Origin of the sequence: Galliscardovia ingluviei (assembly GCF_014635685.1) — a bacterium.
In the GTDB taxonomy this organism is placed as follows: Bacteria; Actinomycetota; Actinomycetes; order Actinomycetales; family Bifidobacteriaceae; genus Galliscardovia; species Galliscardovia ingluviei.
The window spans coordinates 422,656-444,570 of record NZ_BMDH01000002.1; the positions used below are offsets into that span (position 1 = coordinate 422,656).

11 protein-coding genes and 1 pseudogene are annotated in these 21,915 nt (G+C 45.5%); 2 read left to right on the plus strand and 10 right to left on the minus strand.

The window, feature by feature from the left end; translation table 11 throughout:
• Window positions 1-130: 130 nt before the first annotated feature.
• The gene (locus tag IEU85_RS05855) at window positions 131-1,675 is read right to left on the minus strand and encodes a DUF5597 domain-containing protein (RefSeq protein WP_188355286.1); all 1,545 of its coding nucleotides are present in this window, start codon (window positions 1,673-1,675) and stop codon (window positions 131-133) included.
• 114 nt (window positions 1,676-1,789) lie between these two features.
• Between IEU85_RS05855 and IEU85_RS05860 the strand changes: the two genes are divergently transcribed.
• Both IEU85_RS05860 and IEU85_RS08890 read left to right on the plus strand, forming a co-directional pair.
• Window positions 1,790-2,638, plus strand: coding sequence for an AraC family transcriptional regulator (locus IEU85_RS05860; RefSeq protein ID WP_188355287.1), 849 nt, complete (start codon window positions 1,790-1,792; stop codon window positions 2,636-2,638).
• A gap of 82 nt (window positions 2,639-2,720) precedes the next feature.
• Window positions 2,721-2,811, plus strand: a pseudogene (locus tag IEU85_RS08890) (D-alanyl-D-alanine carboxypeptidase family protein); the annotation flags it as partial.
• Window positions 2,812-3,123: 312 nt separating this feature from the next.
• On the opposite strand, the gene rpmB reads toward IEU85_RS08890, so the two are convergent.
• The 9 genes from rpmB to IEU85_RS05910 all read right to left on the minus strand — a co-directional run bounded on the left by rpmB (window position 3,124) and on the right by IEU85_RS05910 (window position 21,901).
• Window positions 3,124-3,315: a 50S ribosomal protein L28 gene (rpmB, locus tag IEU85_RS05870; protein ID WP_188355288.1), complete on the minus strand. Its 192-nt coding sequence runs from the start codon at window positions 3,313-3,315 to the stop codon at window positions 3,124-3,126.
• A 341-nt stretch (window positions 3,316-3,656) separates the two neighbouring features.
• Window positions 3,657-7,991, minus strand: a complete 4,335-nt coding sequence (locus IEU85_RS05875) for a family 43 glycosylhydrolase (RefSeq protein WP_188355289.1) — start codon at window positions 7,989-7,991, stop codon at window positions 3,657-3,659.
• 93 nt (window positions 7,992-8,084) lie between these two features.
• Window positions 8,085-8,525, minus strand: a complete 441-nt coding sequence (locus IEU85_RS08715) for a hypothetical protein (RefSeq protein ID WP_229714788.1) — start codon at window positions 8,523-8,525, stop codon at window positions 8,085-8,087.
• A 195-nt stretch (window positions 8,526-8,720) separates the two neighbouring features.
• Window positions 8,721-8,954: a hypothetical protein gene (locus IEU85_RS05885; protein ID WP_188355290.1), complete on the minus strand. Its 234-nt coding sequence runs from the start codon at window positions 8,952-8,954 to the stop codon at window positions 8,721-8,723.
• A 650-nt stretch (window positions 8,955-9,604) separates the two neighbouring features.
• The gene (locus tag IEU85_RS05890; RefSeq protein WP_188355291.1) at window positions 9,605-12,847 is read right to left on the minus strand and encodes an immunoglobulin-like domain-containing protein; all 3,243 of its coding nucleotides are present in this window, start codon (window positions 12,845-12,847) and stop codon (window positions 9,605-9,607) included.
• Window positions 12,848-13,039: 192 nt separating this feature from the next.
• Window positions 13,040-16,132 carry an immunoglobulin-like domain-containing protein gene (locus IEU85_RS05895; RefSeq protein ID WP_229714789.1) on the minus strand — a complete coding sequence of 1,031 codons (3,093 nt, stop codon included), beginning with the start codon at window positions 16,130-16,132 and terminating at the stop codon, window positions 13,040-13,042.
• A 364-nt stretch (window positions 16,133-16,496) separates the two neighbouring features.
• The gene (locus IEU85_RS05900; protein ID WP_188355292.1) at window positions 16,497-17,975 is read right to left on the minus strand and encodes an amino acid permease; all 1,479 of its coding nucleotides are present in this window, start codon (window positions 17,973-17,975) and stop codon (window positions 16,497-16,499) included.
• Between the two features lie 360 nt (window positions 17,976-18,335).
• A complete protein-coding gene (locus IEU85_RS05905) occupies window positions 18,336-20,216 on the minus strand; it encodes a glycoside hydrolase family 13 protein (RefSeq protein ID WP_188355293.1) in 1,881 nt (626 codons plus the stop codon).
• A 602-nt stretch (window positions 20,217-20,818) separates the two neighbouring features.
• Window positions 20,819-21,901 carry a class C sortase gene (locus IEU85_RS05910; protein WP_188355294.1) on the minus strand — a complete coding sequence of 361 codons (1,083 nt, stop codon included), beginning with the start codon at window positions 21,899-21,901 and terminating at the stop codon, window positions 20,819-20,821.
• Window positions 21,902-21,915 lie beyond the last annotated feature (14 nt).

Here is a 21,915-nt window from a genome sequence, read left to right on the forward strand (position 1 = left end):
AAACACAGCAATCTCTAAACACAGCAATCTCTAAACGCTGCAATCTATAGTCACTGTGCACTGCAATTTACCAACGAAGTAGTTCATTTGAATGCACATAGGTTTTCTCAGACTTAAAACGAGCGCAAGACTAATACTGATACACGTGTACTAAGTATGAATGCGGCGTCTCTCCCAAGCTGATATCCATTTTTTCATCGCCATTAAGCGTCCTACGCTTGCACCACTGACCGTTGACAACTTCGCCTTCTTGTAAACTGAGTAGTTCAGCAGTAGTCGATTGCCAAGGTTTAGTCACAAACGTTATCTTTGCCTCACAACCTGTCAGCAAGAATGTATCAGGCGACATTTCAATAACGTTAACGCACCCCAATGCATGTGCTGACTGCCTTGGCGAGTAGGCAATTTGTATATCGTATGCTTCAAATTGTAGGTATGCGCCGAAATCATACTCGCCATGGCGAATCACCGTTTGCATATGCTTAGTGCCTCGGTATTGCAGGTACAACGGCTCAAGCTGCTCTAATAGGTGGTTAGTTGCAGCAAGTTTTTGTGCGCTACCGTGAGTATCAAATGCCGAAGGGTCAATATTGAGTGCAATCATTACATCCATTGGTGGTTGTGCAATGGCGTCAGGGTCAAGACCAAGCTCTTCAATACCGAATGGTGAGAAGCAAATAGCATTCTTGGCAAGGAACGCATAGAGCGCATACGATGACGCCACTGCGTCTTTGCGAATCTCTGGAATAAATAGTGGATTACCATCATGTGCATATTCGTCAATAACATCAGCGCAGTATGCCACGTAGATATCTGGCGCAAGTGTAAACAGTGATGGTGCACATATCTTCCACATCGGATGAACATCTGGCACAGGACCTCCCATTGGATACGAGCCTGGTGTCCAAGGGTATTGTTTTAACCACGCATTTGCATAGCATGGCAGTTCGTATTGTTTCTGTCCAGCACGAGTAATTTGTTCAACTGCTGTAGCATACGCATATGCCATAAATTGCTCTTCTGCATCCTCGCCAAAAGCTTCACGCCATGTGCCACTGACACCAAGCTCAAATGCAATATGCGTTGGAACCGCGCTTGCAAACTGTCTGTTGGCTTCATCACTATAGTCTCTTGCGGAACCAAGTACGCCAATCTCGTTTTCTACTTGCACGGCAATTACTGTCGAGTCTTCTGCATCAACTTCACGCAAATGCTCCATGAGTACACTAAATGCATGCGCATCTTTCTCCACTGCTTCACCACAAAATGGAGAAATAATATTCATCGGTTTACCGTTGACATCATGCACGCGCCAATAGCGTGCCGGCTGCGTTTTCATCCAATGTGGTGTATACATGGATTCACTATTCTTCCATAAACCAAACCATAATAGAATGAGTTTGATATTGTTATCACGCGCCTGTTCTAGCAATCCATCCACAAGAGTGAAGTCAAACTGATCCTCCTGTGGCTCTAGTAGCTCCCAATACACTGGCACAATAAGCGAATTTAAGTTGAGTCCTTGAATCTTTTCCCACACATGCTCTTGCATATACTGAAGATCCGAAGCACTTGAGTTATGAATTTCTCCTGCTCTGCAGAAAAAAGGCTTGTCTTGTACGTATAGAGTTGGAATGTTGCGCTCATCCTTGGCAATATGTGCAATCGTAGTCATCGATACCTCCATTGGTCGGTAATCACTATGCTACTTTTACAAACCCTTGCAATCAAACGATTCTTATATTATTATTTTTATATTTATATAATTATTTTAAGGTTGTGAGGAGATATGCTTGAGTCCCATCAAATTCGACGTTCCGAATATAAAAAATATCCACTCTACGTCACTGTTATTGGAATGAACTACCTACAAACACCTATCAATCGACCTCACGGCTTAGCTACTGAGCAAATTTTCGTATGCAAACAAGGCGTGGGTGAACTTATTATTAATGACTCACGCAGCATCATCCAATCAGGAGATTTATTTATTGTGCGTCGATACGAAGATCATATTTACCACGCGCTATCACATAATTGGACGCTTGATCTCTTAGGATGCAACGGTTTTATTTGCAAAACCTTAATGGATAAATTTCATATGCAATCCGGAAAATACGCGATAGCTGATCAACATGTTTTCACACACTATTTGCAGGAACTTTCATCAATAGGTCTTTCACAACAATTCCGACACGAACAACTCCTACGCAAATCGCAGATTCTCTATTTGCTACTAACCGAGCTGTCATTTATTATCAAACCAATTCATGAACACCAAAATACGACCACAAATACTACAGTATCTGCAATTATTAGTTTTTTAGAAGAGCATTTTCATGAAAACATTAGTCTACAAGATCTTGGGTCAGCAATACACCGCAGCCCTGAGTATTTATGCTCAATATTTAAAGAAACTCAGGAAGAAACAATCATCTCCTATCTCAATAAATTGCGCATATCTCAAGCCCGATTATTATTAGAACGATACCCCGAACGCAGCGTTAGCGAAATAGGCAAAGCATGTGGTTTTAATTCCGCAAGCTACTTTGGCAAAATTTTCAAACAAATTTGTGGAGTAACCCCGCATCAATATCGTCTTGCCAATGTAACTGATATCGATTACATTCAAGAATAGTCACAATAACGCAACATTTGTGGCACGAATCCATGAACGAGCAGGACCTGCCATTACTCAAAAAATTCAACATATCGCACCGCAGTACGGATTTGTGTTGCGCTTCCCTGATGGTAAGCAGGATGTTACTGGTATCGAATATGAGGACTGGCATTATCGCTATGTAGGGCCTGAAATTGCCCAATATATGACGGCACAAGGTTGGACACTTGAGGAGCTTGTGTCCAATCTAAACAATCCTGCTCAGTAATAGCCTTTTATCATGCTTTAACCCTAGGGTTATAACCCAATGCTTTATAACCCCAAACTTATACGTCAATAAGCAGGCGAAAAAAAAATACCCGATGATTCGGATTACCAAACCATCGGGCTAACGTTTGCGCATAGTAAGCGCAATTCGTCTTGGCTTAATTGCGGACTGTTTCTAGACACCTTACTAGATAAGATATCTCACTAAATACCCGCTACCAAGCGACGCATCGCGCTTAGGCGACGCGCTGCACCTTGCCGGCCTTAAGGCAGGAAGTGCACACGCGCAGACGGACGTTCTGACCGTCAACGTGGGTGTGGACTGACTGCAGGTTTGGCAAGAAGCGGCGCTTAGTACGAATATGTGAGTGAGACACGGTGTAACCGACTTGCGGTCCCTTGCCGCACACTGCACAACGAGCTGCCATGATGACTCCTCTTAAACTAACTGCTTTCAAGTCTCCCATGTCTCGCTGGGAACCACTCCAGCTTGACACACAACTAAACCATCATACCGCAAGACCTGACATTACGCCACTGTTCAACGCCTATTTGAAACATTTATGTCCATAGCGCAATATGGAACTATGTTGGTGCTGCCTCATAACTTACCCACACTTATCCAGTATGAGTGTGTAAGTCAGCATATGTATGATATCCATCGAGCACAGCACCAACACATGAGATGAGCTCAAGCATACGCAATGCACTACATAATGCTCATCATATTTCAAACACCATGTTCAGTATTACAGATCATGCACAAGCATTATGCACGACCTCTAGCCGATATTAGCGCTATGCCAATAGCAATGGAACACAGCAATATTACAGCTATGGCAACAATACTAACGCCAGTTGATGCCAGGGAAGCGTGTGAGGCATGCTGCGACTGCGTATAACCACTTTCGGAGTCATACTGTGTGCCATCATGACTATTGTGATTAGCGTCACCATCCTGATCGCCACTATTATCATTTGCATCGCCTGTCTCACCGCTAGGTTGATCGCTCGGATCAGTCTGCGATCCCTCGTCTTTACCCGGCTCTTCGGTGCTACCACCCGTACCAGTGCTACCATCCGTACCAGTGCTACCGTTACCACCAGCATCCACCTTCTTCAACGCAGCAAAAGACGTAGTCAAAGCTTGTGCAGCCCTATCGACATCAACCTGCGCAGCACCGTGGTTTTGTAACCGCTCATACTCACTGATTGCAGCAGTACGCGCCGCCACAAAAGTATCCCAAGAGGTGGCAGTATAACCATCATTCTCAGAACCAATAGTGCCGGCTGCTTGGATAGCTTGAGCAAGTTTCTCACCATCAGCCATACGAATGGCACCGACACCTTCATCACTTGGTTTCACTGTTGCAAAATTACCTTGTGCATCAAAATGCAATTCATCAAGAGCAGTTTCTCGATGATATCCAAGACCGCTATTGAACACACCTAACGGAGTGTAATGACGGTGATACGCCAAAATCCAGCGCTCCTTACCATCAGCATCCGTCACGTGAACATCAGACTGATGAGCTGTACCTTGAATGCCAAGCGAACTGTCCTTTTCGATTAATGTTCCTACATAGGTCGTTGGTCCAAAGCTACCATCAGCATTCCGCAGCGAATCAGAAACACCATAATTGACATGATAATTTGGAGAGCCAGCATCATCACAAGACCATGTCCAATGATACTTGCCATCATGCACACTCACTACCACAGATTCACGGAAATCACGCAACCCATTAACTCGCTTAACAGTGCCTGGAACAATACTCATCATATCATCGCCAAGCTGCGCAATTGCAGGCGAACCATTACCATACAAAATATATGATGTGCCATCAGTATCCGTGAAAATAGACGGATCAATAGCCTGTCCTACGCTCACTCCTTCCATTGAACGAGTCACTAGAGGTTGCTCAGCCGCCCTATATGGGCCTGCAGGATTATCTGCAACAGCCACGCCAATTGCAGACTCGCCATTAGGGAATTTTGCGCAATAGTAGAAATAGTATTTACCATGCTTCTTTTCGATAGTTGGCGCCCACGCACTACCGACAGACCATGGAGAAATAGTAGTATTCTCATTACCATCAGTGGTCGGCTGATGATCTCGATTCACATCAAGAATTACACCCTCATCAGTCCAGTTTTGTAAATCTGGAGAACTGAATGCATGGAAGTAATTCCCCGACCATCCGCTAAATCCATCCGTTGTTGGATAAATCCAGAATTTGCCATCAAAATAATCAATATCTGGATCAGCATACTGCCCTGGCAACACTGGATTATTACTTACCGTTGCAGCTTTTAGTGTCCACTGCTCAGTCTTATCGGAGGCACTAGCATCAGATAATGTAGCAGTTACAGTATGATCCTTGCTCATATCGAGTGGCGTACCATTGTCAAATGGCTTACCGTCAACACTAATGGACACACCCTGCCATCCAGCGGTTAAGCTCACAGGAACTGCAGTAATATCTGCACGACGATTAACTGCAGAAGTAATCGTATGCGTCTGTTGATCTACTACAGTACGCACAGCACTATGGTTATCCGTTCCACGTAAATCAGCAGCTTGATCAGCAGTTGGCACTGTACCAACAGTTGCTCCCGCAATCATTGGCGCGTTATCATGCTGCGCAATTTCATCACTGCTTAATGCACGATTCCAAATAGTAATGTTATCAAATGCACCCTTGAAATATGGGTCTGGATAGAGTGACTTGCCAAGGAAAGCGTTCAAATCCGTGCCTAACTGAGTTACTGTAATTCCAGTATCCTCATTCTGTGCTGAAAGCACACCATCTACATACACTTTCATGGTGGTATCATCAAGCACAATTGTCACACAATGCCAAGCGCCATTGCCTGAAAGTCGAGTATTTGCAGCAGCTTCATGCTGGTATGAGTTCGTAGTAATACGACTGCCAAGTTCACCAGAATTATTATATTTCAGGAAGTAATACACATTACTGTCTTGACCAAAGGTAAACGTGAACTGATTAGCATTGATTTGACTCGTCACATCCATAGCAATAGTCAACTTATTCCTGCGGTCAAATACTTCGCTCGGGAACTGTGCATATGTTCCGTTGGAACCGTCAAGTTGCAGGACTTTGCTCTGCGGTGAACGCTCCGTTTCCGTAGTATCAGCCGTAACTTTGGCATTGCCGTGGAATACCAAGTCATACTTACCTATAGAATCAGTACCCTTACTATCTTCAAATGTGTATTGTGCGATTGGTCCAGCACCTTGCTCATCTGGTTCAACAGGAACCACTGGCTTTGCACCATAGGCTTCTAATACAGCAGCTTGTTCATCCGCAGTTAATGGCATAACCGTTCCATGGCGGAAACGCTGGTCAAAACTGGTGGCAGCTTTAGTGAAGGTCTTCCCTTTTTTGATGTCAGAAAGGCGATCAATACTCCATCCAGTATACCCTTGCGAATCTCCCATAACCATCCACTTACCGTTAGGCAGCTGGTATACAGTCAACCCTTCAATATGGTTGGAAAGCCCTGAATTACTTGTACCTATTACCGTATCTCCAGTAACAATTGACTTGCCATTGTTGATATCACTATCGCGCTCAACAAGGCGTGTCCACTTCCCATCTAAACTTGGTGCCGTATCAATAACGGTATACCAGTCAGAGGTTGAGAAGCGGTAATAGTCGCCATCAGCGCCTTGTACAATAGTCGTATCAATAATATTGTGTATATCGGCTGAACTTTGATCGATCCAAATTTGCGGATTGTCAAACGATGTGAAATCTGAAGTATGCGCTTTGTATACTTTCAGCGCTGTTGTATCGCCAGTAGTGAGATCTCGACTTGCCCAATATACGGCATAATCTTTGGTTTGAGGATCATAGATTGCCTCTGGAGCCCAAGCATTGCCAACCTTGCCTTCAAGACCGGTAGAGACGAGTTCAGGCTTAGTCCAACTAACTAAATCTTTAGACTTTGCTACGACTAAATACTTGCTCGCATTGATTTGGTCCCAAGAACCTCCGGGCGCACTACCTTCAGCGTGCAAGTCTGTACCTAACATTACATACTTGTTGCCTTGGTTATCTGGTTGCTGCAATTTCAAAATATGAGGATCTCGCAGACCTTTAGTGCCGTTATCGAGCTGCATAATTGGCTTGTTATTATTGAGTTTCTGCCAACTTACGCCGTCTTCACTATAACCAAAGTACACTTTTTCATAATCGGTAGTACCAAAATGAAGCCACAAATATCCGTGCGCGTCAATAGGTTCTACTGGGGTTTCAGGTTGCGTTGTATCACCACCTGTATCCGCACCTTTGGCTTCCTCAACTACTTCTTCGGCATCAGCTTGTGCAATACTTTGCGCTTCTTGAGCGCTAATAGCTCTGTTATACAGACGCACATTACTTATTGTGCCAGTAAAATTAGCATCTTCGTCGTAGGCAGAGTCCCCGATTGCCGTTTTTGAAAAATCTTTCAAATCAGCAAAATTAGCTTGTGATGATGTATTTTGCGCGACCTGCTTACCATCAACATAGAGAGTAAGCGTTGATGTGGCACTGCCCTGATTTGGCGCTAGTGTTGCAATAACTGACTGCCAATCTGCCTTAAATGCGCTTGGGGATGAGGCATTTTGCTCACCTTGCCAATTTGTTTTTGTAATAGTGGCTTTATGATTATTAGTTGAGACAAAAAACTGCCCAGTACCACCATTTTGGCTTGTACCTTTACCACCTATATTGAATAGGAAATTATTGCGATTGAGAGCTTGCGAATCTGGCTTCGCTTGTACACTCACCGTTACTGCACTAGCACCTTGTAGCACATCTGCTGGAAGCGCCACATTAGTGTTACCAGTAAAATTTAGTACTCCTTTACCCCAGTCAGCAACACCACGCACTGTGCCGTTGTGCCCATTACCAGTAGTATCTGTAACTGTTGTACCTTTGCCGTCTGCAAAATCATATGCTGCAACCAGACCATCAGTTGGTACTGTGTCAGATTGTGCTGCATATGAATGCAGAGGGCTCATAATGAATCCAGCTGCAAGCATAGGAAGCGCCGCGAACGCTCCTATGACTGCGTTGATTCTTTTCCCTTTCATGTTCCTCCTCCATTGGATAGGGATAAGCAATGCAGAGTGCGTAGCATATACCCGCACACTCTGTTTTGCATACTACGTTGTAGCTCTTTAATGCTACTGAATGCGACGCCTGCGCGCAAACACCAAAACCCCTGCAAACAATGCAATGGTTGCGATAACAATCACATTGCCTACGTGGACGCCAGTAGCTGCGAGGGGACCGAATTCAGACTTAGATTCAGCAGCAGAACCAGATTGAGCAGTAGCAGAATCATGAGATTCATCGACACCCTGATGTTCATCAGGCTGCCCAACAGGATCCATCTGCGTATCCTCATCTTTACCCTGGTCTGCAGGATCAGTATTGCCACCAGACTGCTCTGTATTATCCCCAGGCTGCTCAGTATTATCACCAGGCTGCTCAGTATTATCACCAGGCTCGGCAGTAACAACCTTCACCTTGAGTGTCACAGGTAGCGTTGGATTGAGCTCTTCTTGCAAACTCATATCAAAGATCGGGTAGTCAGCAGCCCAATGCACACGACGCACAAACATATCTCGACCGGTGGCATTAGTGGACCCAAGATGCTGGTCAGCATACGCATGGAATACGTAAATTTGATTCCCATCTTCGTCCTCACTCTACATACCGTGGACAGTACCCAACTGCATCTTGCCATTGAAAGGACCTGACTTTTGGATTGGATAATTCAGTTGTATAAGTAATTCCTACACCAGATCCGGAGAACATTAAATACAGTTTGCCATTATGCAAAGTGACATTAGTCCCCTCAGCAATGGTGACATTCCAAGGATATTCTGGAGTAACAATACGCACTGGGTAGCTTGTTGTGCTGGCTGAGCTTGAGCATCTTGACCAATCATAATTTGTGCCGCACCAAATTGCGAAGTTGACGATGTATTCGACACTTTACCAGAGCCATCGTCGCTGGAAAAAGTATAAGAGACTAGGGGATCAGGCATGGACACCTCCTCGTTTCCAATTTGCCGATCAATTTGAGGAGGTAGTATGCAATTGCATAGTCAAATAAGGGTAGTGCATTGGTCACCGATCCTCAGCACTACCCTTACGAGACGATTTCCATATACGATGCACTACCTCCTCATTTGTGTATTCGAACTCATATAGGTTTCCTTATACGTTGATCAAATACCCTTAGCACATGGATATGGACGAGCCTCAAGAATAATCTCTGGCCCCATCGCTATTATCCAATTTGCGAACATTCCAACTAAGCGTAGCAATCCCCAGATCCTACTTCCTTGTATGTTGGCGCAAGCCGCGAATCCTGCATCAACATTGTGAACGCTCACAAATCTTGTTATATTGTAACATTTTCAGAATTAAAACACTGCACTGTTATCATTTCGTTATCAATAGACCGTTCAAACATTATTGCGCTCACATAACGCACGTGTATTTACGTGAATCTTGCTCAATCGAACGAGAGCGCGCTCATAACACCAAGAAATACCAGTATAGAAAACCCTGTAATAGATTACATACACTCTATGCAGACCTATTACAGAGTTGCCAGTTACTTTGAGAGGCAAGCATTAGTGCCCATACTGCTCAATTGAGCATTTTTGCTGCAAACTACTGATGTAGGCTACTACTGCTGCACAGCACGCTTGCGCAGTAGCTGCATTGCAATACCAATGCCAGCAAGCGCCACCATCGCAACTACAACAACAGCAACAGCACTACCAGTCGAAGCAAGCGGACCAAACTCAGACTGCGACTGAGCCCCAGACTGACGATCATCACCACCAGCTTGCACACCAGACTGAGAACCACTCTGATCGCCAGACTGCGCATCATCCTTACCAGGCTCAACAGGATCCGTCTGAGTACCATCATCCTTACCAGGCTCAACAGGATCAGTCTGCGTACCCTCATCGGTTGTTGACGCAGTTACTTGCAAAGCATATTCAGCTTGCGCACCATTGCCCGTATCTGTAGCCACCACACGGTGAGCTCCCACAGCAGTATCAACTGGAATCGTCACATTAGCGAGTGTCGCCACACCGTCCTGATTAGCCTCAGCTTCGCCCAGCAACGCTGGTTCTGAATGCAACTCAAACTTCACCTTATGCCCCGGTACAAAGCCACTTGCACGAAGCGTCACAGCTTCACCTTGCTTCACAGACTGCACCTGAGTGGCAGAACCTGTATCTTCATCTGGCTTTACCACAATAACTGAAGGAGTTGGAAGTGTAATAGTAACTTTTACTTCAACTGGCATACGAGAATCATCCTGTGCTACACCTTTAACTGTGTACTCGCCTGCGGTTATTGGAGCCTTTTCCCACACTACAGGCACGTCTTCTTCACTACCATCAACATGTGTGATATGAGCAGTCTCAGGAAGTACAACGTCTTTGCCTTCAGTAGTATTCACAGGGTCAAAAGCAACGACGGACTGTACAGCTACACTAGGCGCCATTGCTTCCAATACTTTCTGATATTGAGCACGGGTAACAGGGATTACCGTACCATGACGTGGCTTGCCACCATCAGTGTTCACAGGGAAGTTTGCTTCTGGCATCTTATTGCCAATAACAGTCCATGCTCCCTGTGCAATATCATTAGTAGCCATTGGCACATAGTGGTTTGGCCCACCATGATAATTTGGCTGATCCACAAATAAGTAATACTGATAACCGTTTACATCACCCTTATTCGCAGGAAACAGTGAAGGACCCTCACCAGCAGAGAACACACCACCATAACCATTAGGCTGACCATCGCCTATATTGACAGCCACTTCGCTCCATGCAGAATCCTGTAATGCAGTAGCATAATCTTTGATACCGGCACCACCAATGCTTGCTACAAGATCCTTGGATTTTTCTTGGCGCAACTTCATTACTTTCTCATCTTTATAGACGCGATAGTAAGTATCGCCTTGCTTTTGCACAGTCACATCGATAGAACCTGATCCATCACCACCACGACGATCCACATCAATCCAAGTCTTAGGCTCAGAGAAAGTAATGAAATCCTTAGTGGTGGCATACATCATGCGGTTATACGTTGGTTTCGTACGCACAGACAACGAGTTATCTTCTGTATCATACAGATTAGAAGCCCAATACACCACATATTCACCAAGCTCGTCGTCCCAATATGCTTCAGGAGCCCAAGTATTACCTGCATAATCAGAGCTCACTTTAACATGACGTTCGTTTGACCAATTCACCAAATCATTGGATTCCCAAATTTCAATATACTTGGAACCATTGCGCTGAGCACCATTAAAGCTTCCAGTACGACCTGAAATCTTCAAATCAGTAGCCAGCATATAGAACTTGTCACCGTTATGCGACTTCATAATAAATGGATCGCGCAAACCTTGCTCACCGAGTGTGGATGTGAACATTGGAGTTCCGCCATTGAGGGTATTCCAGTCAAGTGCATTATTTCCCTTAGACGCTGCAAGACTAATTTTTTCGCCACCTACACCTTCACCGGTGAAGAATGCCCAAATATAGGCTTCACTTTCCGACTGCTCGCTCGGTAGCGGAGCAATAGTAAGCGTGTAATCCTTGGTCAATGTTGTATCGCCATGTTGCACAGTTGCTGTCAGTACCACAGTATCTGCCTGAGAACCAGCAGCTGGACGATCTACTACTACTGACTTGGTATCAGCATCGAAACCGTCGGCGACAGTAGCATGTGCAACACTACCAGGTTTTTTAACGCTCCATGTAATTGTAGAGCCTTGCTCACCTGTTGCCGGAAGCACTAAATTACTACGTACATCGTTTGGTTCGTATAGCGTAATTGCATCTAAATCAGCTTTTGCATCCTCTGCATCGGATGGGATATGTGGAACATTTACGGTATATGTTTTGGACAAATCCCCGCTTGTTGCAGTGAGCGTAACTACTGCATCCTTTTGCCCCACAGCTGGGCGGGTTACTTTCACAGTGCCATTTTCGTCGATAGCAATCGCTGCATTATTTGACTTCCATGTCACTGGCACACCATTGCTTGAAGTTAGTACCGTGAAATCTTCTGTTGCAGTCTGCGGAATATTCATTGTGGCAATAGCATCTTGTACTGCTGCCTCAGTGCTATCGACAATCTTTATATTATCAATAGTGCCCTTGAAATATTCTCCGTTGCCCCAGTTGGCTCGACCAACTTGTAATATGCCGCCAGACTCGCCTAGTATTTTGGTGAGCTGATGCGTGGTATCAATTGGAACGCGACGATTGACTAATTGCCCATCGATATACAGTGATGTTGCTTCATCAGTTACTGTAACATCAACATGTTTCCAACCAGAGCGCACGCCGTCTTTAGCAGCACCCATATCATTACGGGCACCAGAGTTGTTATATCGCTCAAAATAAACATGACCCTCAGTATCAAGGAAGCCAATATAATGCTCGAATTGATATTTCTGTGCATTGCTATTTGAAGCTGCAAAAAGCGACCACCCCAAATTGCCATTTGCTTTTGTATCAGGATTGGCATCGTAGGAAATGGTAATAGCATGCTTACCCTTAAACACTGCACTACCATCAGTATTCTTGACATCAAGCCAGAAATTATTACTGATACGTGCAGCTTGAGTACCATCATTACCGTCTGCAATAGCAGCAGCACCGTGAATAGTTGCTGTTGTCTTACCTGAGGTTATAGCACCTGTAGCACCATTACTTACATCATTAAAATTGAGATCCACTAATGTTGGACCAGCTTTGTAATCATCGAGTGTGGGCGCAGTTGCTTCTGCTGAAAAAGCAGATGGTGCAAGTAATAGGCCAGCAGCAAGCGTCGATGCCGCCGCGAATACGCCAACTCCTGCACGCAATGCATGCGCACCATGATATTGACTAGACATGAGACTCCCTCGTCTAAGTAGTTTTCGCCTAAATGGTTTTCGTCTAAATAGTTGTATAGACACTGACTCAGCATTACATAAGTATTAACTGTTAACAGGAAAGTATGCTGACATATACTCTCTTACCATGCCGCAACTCACGCAAATAGTCGTCGTGTGCACGGCAAGAGAGTAGAGACGTATTGAGAGTGCTTATCGTACTCGCTTGCGCAGTAGCTGCATTGCAATACCAACGCCAGCAAGCGCCACCATCGCAACTACAACAACAGCAACTACACTACCAGTCGAAGCAAGCGGACCAAACTCAGACTGTGACTGAGCCCCAGCCTGCGCACCAGAACCATGACCATCAAAAGCATGATCACCATCACCAGCCTGCGCATCATCCTTACCAGCATCATGAGAACCAGCCGGATCACTTGGATCCGTCTGAGCACCATCGTCCTTACCAGGCTGCTCAGTATTGCCGCTATCGCCTTTATCTGGCACACTCACTTCAAGGCTACTCTCAGATGCCTTCACCAAGCCATCAGTATAGCCATCATACGCAGCATGTACTGCAACCTTCTTGCCAGCTAGTGATGCAGGAAGCATTGCTGTAGCTACACCTTGCTCATTAAGAGCAACTGTCTCGCTCCAACCATCCGCACTAAACACTACATTGCCAGCTACGGTTCCCTTATCAGCAGCGGCAACAGTAGCAGTAATTTGCTGACCATCAGCGATAACTGTTGTTGTCGAATCTACTGCATCAATAGTTGTTGGGTTCTCAGCAGACCAGCGATGCATATTAGTAGCAACAGCTGCAGGAACATTAACAAAAGCACCGTGACGCTTAGGAGTTGGCATGCCATTGTCGAATACATAACCAGTTACACCAGGACCTGCAACTTTTTGCGTATGCCATCCTTCGGTGAGAGATAAACGATTATTCCAATTATGAGAAGCAATATCAGATTCGCTAGTCATATATGGTTGATAACCGCTAGAATCCGCCATAATCACCATGGCATCACCCTTAGCGTTCTGATTTGGGTCCCCTGCGTTGAGCTTAATTGCCTCTGGGCCTTCAAAAGGCAAAATCTTCTCATCTAGTAACTGCCAAGAAGTTTCTGGATCATTGTTTGGAGAAGTTTGCGTAGTTGGTGCAGTCAGCACCTTAGAACGCTCCAAGAATGTAGACTTGCCGGTTTTTATATACTCGCCAGCAGCACCACTTTCTTCGTTCTTTGTTAAACGATAGTAATAATCACCAATCTTAAATACTGTGGAATCAATACGTGAGTAACCAGTATCCTGCCACTGTACTGTTGGTTCAGTAAACGTACGGAAATCACGAGTAATCACATAGCGCAATTCGTTGTACGCATAACCGTTCTTTCCAGTAGTAGCCTCCGTGCGCGTATTATCCGTATATTCACGAGTGGAGAAGAATACAACATATGCGCCTAAAGAATCATCCCAAAAAGCTTCTGGAGCCCAAGTCATACCAGCATTGTCATCATTTACTTTGATGCCAAAATCACCATCTTCTGCATTGGTACGTACCCAGTTCACCATATCAGTTGATTCCCACGCCTCAATCTTTAAGGAACCATACTGCTGATTTTGACCCCATCCTTGAGAAGACACCTTCAAATCAGTAGCAATCATATAGAATTTGTCGCCATCCTTAGACTTTAATACATACGGATCGCGCAAACCTTTAGTATCAGATTTCGACACAATAACAGGATTACCATTATTAATTTGAGAGAAGGAGAAGAAGTTATTGCCGTCAGTCGCAGACTCGTAGAGTGCCTCGCCAACCTTGCCACCATCAGAAGCAGCATCAGAAAGGAAGGTTACTGCCGCATAAGCACCATCTGGAACAGCTCGCGTATGCTCAAGTACAGTAACTTCAATGTCCTTAGAACGCGTGACATCTCCAGCAGTAACTGTTGCTGTTAGTGTAGTTTTTGCATTACCCTTGCCATATGCAGGACGCGTAACAACACCAGCACCTTCAAATGGATCGGCAGCACCAACAGCAGGTGCTTTATAGTCCGTTTTAGTTCCGGAAATTAGTTGTTCATTAGCAGATTTCCACGTGATAGATGTATTGTGCTTACCGTGGGCAACTAATGGTAAATTCTCAGAAGTGGTGGTTTTTACTTGGGAAATAGCTTTATCCAGATCAACTTGTGCTCGCGTAGCATCATCAAGATCTTTAACTGTTACTGCTACACTTGCAGATTTACCGCCCAGTTTGGTGGTTGCAGTAATAGTGGCTACACCAGGAGCGACTGCAGTAAGCGTTCCATTATCAACCGTTACAACATTAGGATCAGATGACTTCCACTGTACAGAAGTATCATAAGCGTCCTCTGGACTTACTGTTGCAGTTAATTTTGCAGTCTCATCAACAGGTAGCGTAAGTTTGCCATCCACAACACCTTCGCCGGAAAGTGATACTGATTGTGGTTCGCTGATATTGATATCCGCTCCCTTATAGAAGCGAATATCGTCCATAGCGCCATCCCAATTCTTGTCATCACTGCCATATGGAGACTTTCCAATGTATGCAACAGTGTTGCCAATATCTGAAACAGTAAGTGTAGTATCTGGGTTGAAACCTACTAGCTGACCATCGCGGTACACCGCCATCTTGGTGCCATCAACAGCAAGTTTCCAGTTGTGCCAGATATTATTGTTATTGGAAACATCGGTATAGCCAATACCGTGTTCATTATTCCACATATTATCTGAGATAATCATGCGGAAGTTCGTGGTACTCATGTAGTACGCCAAATACTTCGATTTGTCTTTTCCAACTGCAAATGTGAAGTGATGGCGATCATCATCATGGCGTGATTTTGCAGTGAACTCCATAGTGAATGAGTTGCCCAAATCTGCAAAAAGACTATCAGGAAGCTGAGCGTATTGACTGCCGCCGCGTAGGCTAAGCGCCTCGTTATTATTGCGGTCCCCATATTTTTCAACTTTGGCGCCGCCTTGCAAGGTAATATCGTAATGTCCGGTAGTATCTTTCGTACTTCCGCCGGTGAAATCATAGCTTGCCACCAATTGTGGTTGCGAAGTCGTGTCAGATGCCGCGACATCTGATTCATTTGCTGCAAGAGCAGTTGGCACACCTGCACATACAGCAAGTAGTGTCGCTGCGGAAACGGCTGAAGCTAGTGCGGTTTTCGCATACTGTTTTTTCGTTCCATGATTCGGAGACGCCGCATACGTTCCTGATTCTTTGTACTCAGGACGCATACCTGTGCCTACACCTGTGCTCATAAGACATCCTCCTCAATGTCCTCTCCTGCCGACATTGGCAGGTTTGCTCGCACGCACTTTCGTATCTGCCTTTTGGCTGCTATACCCTAACGTAGATACTTGGTTGCCGTACCGCGAAGTTGGCAACTTCTAGTTTGCGCACTTATATGTGTAGTAAGTCTCACTTCTACTTGCATGTATTATCATTCACTGAGCTTGACGCTCGAATGAATTATCAAACAACTTTTGCGTAAAACCTAGGTTATTAGCAGATACTAGGTTTGCCGCAAACTGTCTTTATTGCGTAGTTGTGAGGGCTCACAATATATGTGTTCAAGTATATGTTAGCGTAACCAAAAATTCCAATTGCGTGTTCATATTGTTATTATTTTGTGCTACTGCGCAATGCGTGCTTCAAGTCACGGTTCACAAAACGCTCACGAAGCATACAGAACGTGCCAAATACTACAAACCATACTATGGCAGCAATTGCAGAACCTCGCGTATCAGACGCCAAAAACAGCGTAATAAACACAAATACGAAGAACGCTATCGCCAGTGTATTAGTAACTTTCCAAGCAGGCATCACGAAACCATCCGGCATAAAATCAGCACTCTGGCGATACTTGCGATGTGCCAACATGGTGAGCACATAAATACCAATCACCACCGAACTTGACGCCGAAGCAAAGAGCACAAACGCACTATGAATCTGCGGAAAAGCGTTAATCACAGGAGAGAGCAAAATCACGGCTCCAGAAGCAATAATGGCACGGCTTGGCACCTGATTCTTAGAAATAACGCCCAGTTTACGCATAGTTACACTCGGAGAATCCAATGCCAACTGATACAAGTGTCGCCCTGTAGAATACAACAGCGAATTTAATGCAGAAGAAGCCGCAGTAATAACTACAAAAAATACCAGAGCTGCAGCCCAATCAAGACCTGCGTATTTGAATACCATAATGAACGGGGAAGCAAAAGAACCATCAGCGTTCGGCTGGAAATTGCGCCATGGCACGATAACCATAATAGCGGCGAGCGCACCCACGTAGAAAATCAGTACGCGCACAATAATTTCGTTAATCGCTTTTGGCAGTACTTTACGCGGGTTTTCTGTTTCTGAGACGGTAACCCCAATGAACTCAATCATTTGGTAGGCGAAAAACACCATCTGGAAGCTCATCAGGAATGCCATCCATCCGTTTGGTGCCAACTGGAAGCCGTCAATAATATTATGAATACTTACCGTGCCGGCAGGAGAAACCACGTCAGAACCAGTGACACGTACTTCAGGGTAGTGGTAATGAATAACTAGCATTACCACGGCAGTGACAATCATGCCAACAATAAGCGTAATTTTGATCATGGCAAACCAAAATTCTGCTTCACCAAATACTTTAACTGCAATGAGATTAATGCTGATCAGCGCGAGTAGAAAACACAGTTCAATCAGCCATTTATAGCCACTTACATCAATACCAAATGTTGAGAAGAATGTGACAAAATATGTAGAAACTGCTGTAATTTCAGTCATTCCAAGCAGAACTAAGGCAATCCAATATGTCCAACCTGCGAAATGCCCCCAGCCGTGGCCGAGGTAGCGCGTGATGAAATTGATGAAGGTATGCTGGCTTGGGTCTTTATACATCAGCTCACCAATGGCGCGCATCAGCAGGAACATCATAAAGCCCACCACAATGTACACCAAAATAATACTTGGGCCGGTGAGCGCAATAGATTTGCCCGATCCTAGGAACAGTCCGGTACCAATCGTGCCACCAATAGCAATAAATTGCACATGCCTGTTGGTCAGCCCACGGCTCATTTCGTTAGAAGCATCGAGCTCATCAACGTCTTGCATGGTACTCCTTGCTATTTGGTGTGCGTTATGTGCTATGCGTTTACACTATGCGCCATGTGCTGTATAACATATGCTATGCGCCGTATGCTACGCAATGGTTTGCTACGCGCCATACGCTATACGCCGTATGCTACGCGCCATGTGTATGTTGCACATTATCTACCACAATCTACCATGCCGCCGTCATAAGCTCACATCAATGCTCATACACAGTATGATTTTACTCAAATAGCAATACCGCATTTACACAATGGCGACTGAAAGTTGAAACCCCCAGCCGCCATATGTGCGTATGCATACTTACTAATGCTTGATTCTGTTATTATTGCTACTGTTGCTGCGATTGTTATTGCTATCTATTTACTGAGCGATCCACACCGTAGTATCTTGCGGCAACTTGCCGTCTTCCGTAAGGTCGTCAGAAGTGAGCAGCACCTTACCCTCAGGCAAATCAACTGGATCTGCGCCAAAATTAGTCATAACAACCCAACCACTAGGGCGCTTATACGCAATAACACCACCAAAGTTGCCATCAGCTCCATCACGTTTGCCAGAATTGCGATCCTCAGGAAGCCATTCAAGCGTGTGATCAGCAGGCATTAACTCATGGCGCAACTGCAAAGCGCGACGGTACAGATTTAGCATTGAGCTATCGTCTGTGTCCTCTCTATCAGCAGCAAAATCAGCAAACCATGCTGGCTGCGGCAAATGGGCTGGCTCAGCCGACTGCCCAACCTGCTGCTCACTGACACCCGCGCCGAGAGTTTTCACTACAGGAGAGAAACCAAAGGATGCAGTGTGCTCATTATCTTCACTCTTCCATGGCAATGGCACGCGGCAACCATCACGACCCTTGGAAATGCTGGCACGTTCGGTATTAAATGCCGTCGGATCTTCGAGCTGATCCCATGGAATATCAGGAACTTCAAATAAACCAAGTTCTTCACCCTGATACAAGTATGTAGAACCAGGCAAACCCAGTTCCAGCATAATGGCTGCGCGAGCGCGCTTGGTACCAAGCTCACGATCCTCCACATACGTGGTGCCACCGCGCAAAATCCAATCGTTTGCAAGCTGATGATGTGTGCGGGAAGCAATTTGAGGCAAACCATAGCGGCTGGCATGACGAGGAATATCATGATTGCTCATTACCCAAGTTGCTGTAGAACCAGATCGCTTGGACGCAGCCAAACCCTCTTCAATAGCCTTATGTATGTCATCGCGCACCCAATTATGCTTGGCATATTCAAAGTTAAAGACCTGTCCAAGTTCATCATCACTTGCATACAAGTACTGGCGAGCAGGATTGACCCACGCTTCCGCAACGGCAAAACGTGGAGGATTGTACTCATTGAAGAGCTTGCGCCACGTGTGGTAGATTTCATGGACTTCGTTGCGGTCGAAAAGCGGATGACTGCCGTCAGCTGGAAGCACTGCCGAGGAAGTGTTAAAATCGTCGAGGTCATCACGGTTTAAGTCCTTGGCAAGTCCGTGAGCTACGTCTACGCGGAAGCCATCAACGCCATGATCGCACCAGAAACGCAAGGTTTTAAGGAAGTCCTCGCGCACTTCTGGATTCTCCCAATTCCAATCAGGCTGTTCTTTTGCAAACATGTGCAAATACCACTGACCGTCTGGCACTCGAGTCCATGCTGGGCCACCAAAAATAGAATCCCAGTTCGTTGGCGGTAATTCGCCGTGCTCTCCTCTACCATCACGGAAAATGTAGCGGTTACGCGCAGCTGACCCCGGCTCCGAAGCAAGTGCTTGCTTAAACCAAGGGTGCAGGTTGGAGCTGTGATTTGGCACGATATCAACAACAACTCGAATATGAGCTGCATGCGCCGTCTCTACCATCTTGTCGAAATCGTCCATTGTGCCCAACTTAGGGTCCACATTGCGATAATCATCCACATCATAACCACCATCAGCAAGCTGCGATGGGTAGAACGGGCTGAGCCAAATAGCATCTACTCCCAGCTTTGCCAAATACGGAATCTTTGAAGTGACACCTGCAATATCACCCAATCCAGAACCAGTCGTATCAGCAAAGGAGCGCGGATACACCTGATATACCACGGCATGTTGCCACCATACCTTTGGATCAGCAACTGCACCTGTGCCACTTACCTGCTTAGCCTGCTGATCTTGCTGAGATTGCTGGATTTGTTGGGATTGCTGAGGTTCTTCTGCTTGCTGAGAGTTTGTTGCTTCTTGTGCAGGGTTGGTTATTTGAGTCATTGCAGCTCCTCATAACGGCGTTGTTATCATTGTCATGTTGGCGCCAATTACCACATTCCTACTTATGCAGCCTGTAGGTGCGCTTACCCTCAAACACCACCCTACTATCCACATTTGTATCAATGCCAGCAATCGCTTACCGACAGGTTGCGCAAACGCTTGCGCAATGCTGGTGACTAGTATACTGCAAATTCTTGCGCTGCGCAATTTATTTTTTTCGGATCTGTATATAAAATAGCTACTTTGAAATATCTGATGTTTCAAACTGTACGGAATCCAAGAACAAAACGCAGCAAACTCACTAGTTTGCAATAGCAACTATTCCTGAACGTACGTTCCGTCATAAAAACCCGCTACATTGAAACATCAGATATTTGAAACAGTACAGAATAGGGGCTGTAACCACGGTGAAGTCGCCACTTTGAAACATCAGATATTCCAAACCATACAAAATGGGAAGGTAGAACGCACAATTGAGGTTTCGAGCTATACAAAAAATTGGGAGGTAAAACACGAGGATGATATTCCAAACTGTACAAACTTGGAAGGTAGAACGCATGGATGAGGCAAAAGCGTAAAACATCGCCCCAAGTCATGCTCAATCACTCGGCACGGTGCAACGCACGCCCAACGGCGCTCTTACTCCTACGACGCCTCTTACGTAAATACAGCAACACGAACAGCGTAAAAAGCAGCCATACCACAAGCACACTTGCAATAAGCACGCGCTCAGGATGTGATTGCGGCATCGAAGCAGGATCTGGCGCAGGTTCAGGCATACTCACCCGCTCACCGGTCACTAGTAGGCGTTTGTTATTCACACCATATGGCGTGCACGTGAGCAATGTCACTTGGTCTTTGCCTGCGTCAATACCAAAATGACTGAAATCATCAGGCTCAATCACTTCAATACTGCGCACTTGATAGGCAAGCGTCTCGCCAAGCACTTGAATATAGAAAAAGTCGCCAATTTTACCTTCTCGCAGCGAAAGTCGGTCAAACATCAAGCGATCATACCCCGTATGTGCGCTAATTACCGCATGTGTATTGACGCCACCTACTGGCAGCGAAGTGCCATATAAATGCCCAGCTCCCGCCGACAGCACTTCATTACCCGTGCCATGACGAATCGGCAAGTTAATCCCTAAACGCGGGTATTGGATTGTTGCCATAATGCCATCGTCTGGAATATCAAGCATTTTCTGGTAGCGCGTATCTTTTTCGGATGCTGAATCACTTGAGCCGCTCCAAGGGTCTTGCACTTCACCAATAGCTTTGGCTCCGTCACGGTACAAGTCTTGGTTGTATTGACGCGCCTCCTGTAAGGCGACATCACCGCTTGGAGGCTTAAGCGCTTGCACTGCTTGGGCATGGCTATCTGCTTGTTCATGCGACTGATACGTGTTGATCACCATGAATAAGAACGGCAGTGTGGCAAATAAAATGCCAATACCCACAAATACTAAACCGATGATCAGCGATTTTGGCAGCTTCTTCTTGCCGGATTCACTTGCCTTGTTAGATTTACTCGATTTGCCAGATTTGCTTGCCTTGTCTGATTTGCCCACCTTGTTTGGGTTGGTATGTTTATCTTGGTTGGCTGAATTATCCAGCTTGACTGAGTTGCTCGGTTCGTTCTGCTCGAACAACTTAGCCGGTTTGTCTGCAGTTGATGCGCTCTTCATAGTTTTAGTCTCTT

Excerpts from the sequence above, each read along its gene's own strand:
- IEU85_RS05855 (WP_188355286.1), bottom strand. The coding sequence starts at position 1,675 with ATGACTACGATTGCACATATTGCCAAGGATGAGCGCAACATTCCAACT.
- IEU85_RS05860 (WP_188355287.1), top strand. The coding sequence starts at position 1,790 with ATGCTTGAGTCCCATCAAATTCGACGTTCCGAATATAAAAAATATCCA.
- rpmB (WP_188355288.1), bottom strand. The coding sequence starts at position 3,315 with ATGGCAGCTCGTTGTGCAGTGTGCGGCAAGGGACCGCAAGTCGGTTAC.
- IEU85_RS05875 (WP_188355289.1), bottom strand. The coding sequence starts at position 7,991 with ATGAAAGGGAAAAGAATCAACGCAGTCATAGGAGCGTTCGCGGCGCTT.
- IEU85_RS08715 (WP_229714788.1), bottom strand. The coding sequence starts at position 8,525 with ATGTTTGTGCGTCGTGTGCATTGGGCTGCTGACTACCCGATCTTTGAT.
- IEU85_RS05885 (WP_188355290.1), bottom strand. The coding sequence starts at position 8,954 with ATGCCTGATCCCCTAGTCTCTTATACTTTTTCCAGCGACGATGGCTCT.
- IEU85_RS05890 (WP_188355291.1), bottom strand. The coding sequence starts at position 12,847 with ATGTCTAGTCAATATCATGGTGCGCATGCATTGCGTGCAGGAGTTGGC.
- IEU85_RS05895 (WP_229714789.1), bottom strand. The coding sequence starts at position 16,132 with ATGAGCACAGGTGTAGGCACAGGTATGCGTCCTGAGTACAAAGAATCA.
- IEU85_RS05900 (WP_188355292.1), bottom strand. The coding sequence starts at position 17,975 with ATGCAAGACGTTGATGAGCTCGATGCTTCTAACGAAATGAGCCGTGGG.
- IEU85_RS05905 (WP_188355293.1), bottom strand. The coding sequence starts at position 20,216 with ATGACTCAAATAACCAACCCTGCACAAGAAGCAACAAACTCTCAGCAA.
- IEU85_RS05910 (WP_188355294.1), bottom strand. The coding sequence starts at position 21,901 with ATGAAGAGCGCATCAACTGCAGACAAACCGGCTAAGTTGTTCGAGCAG.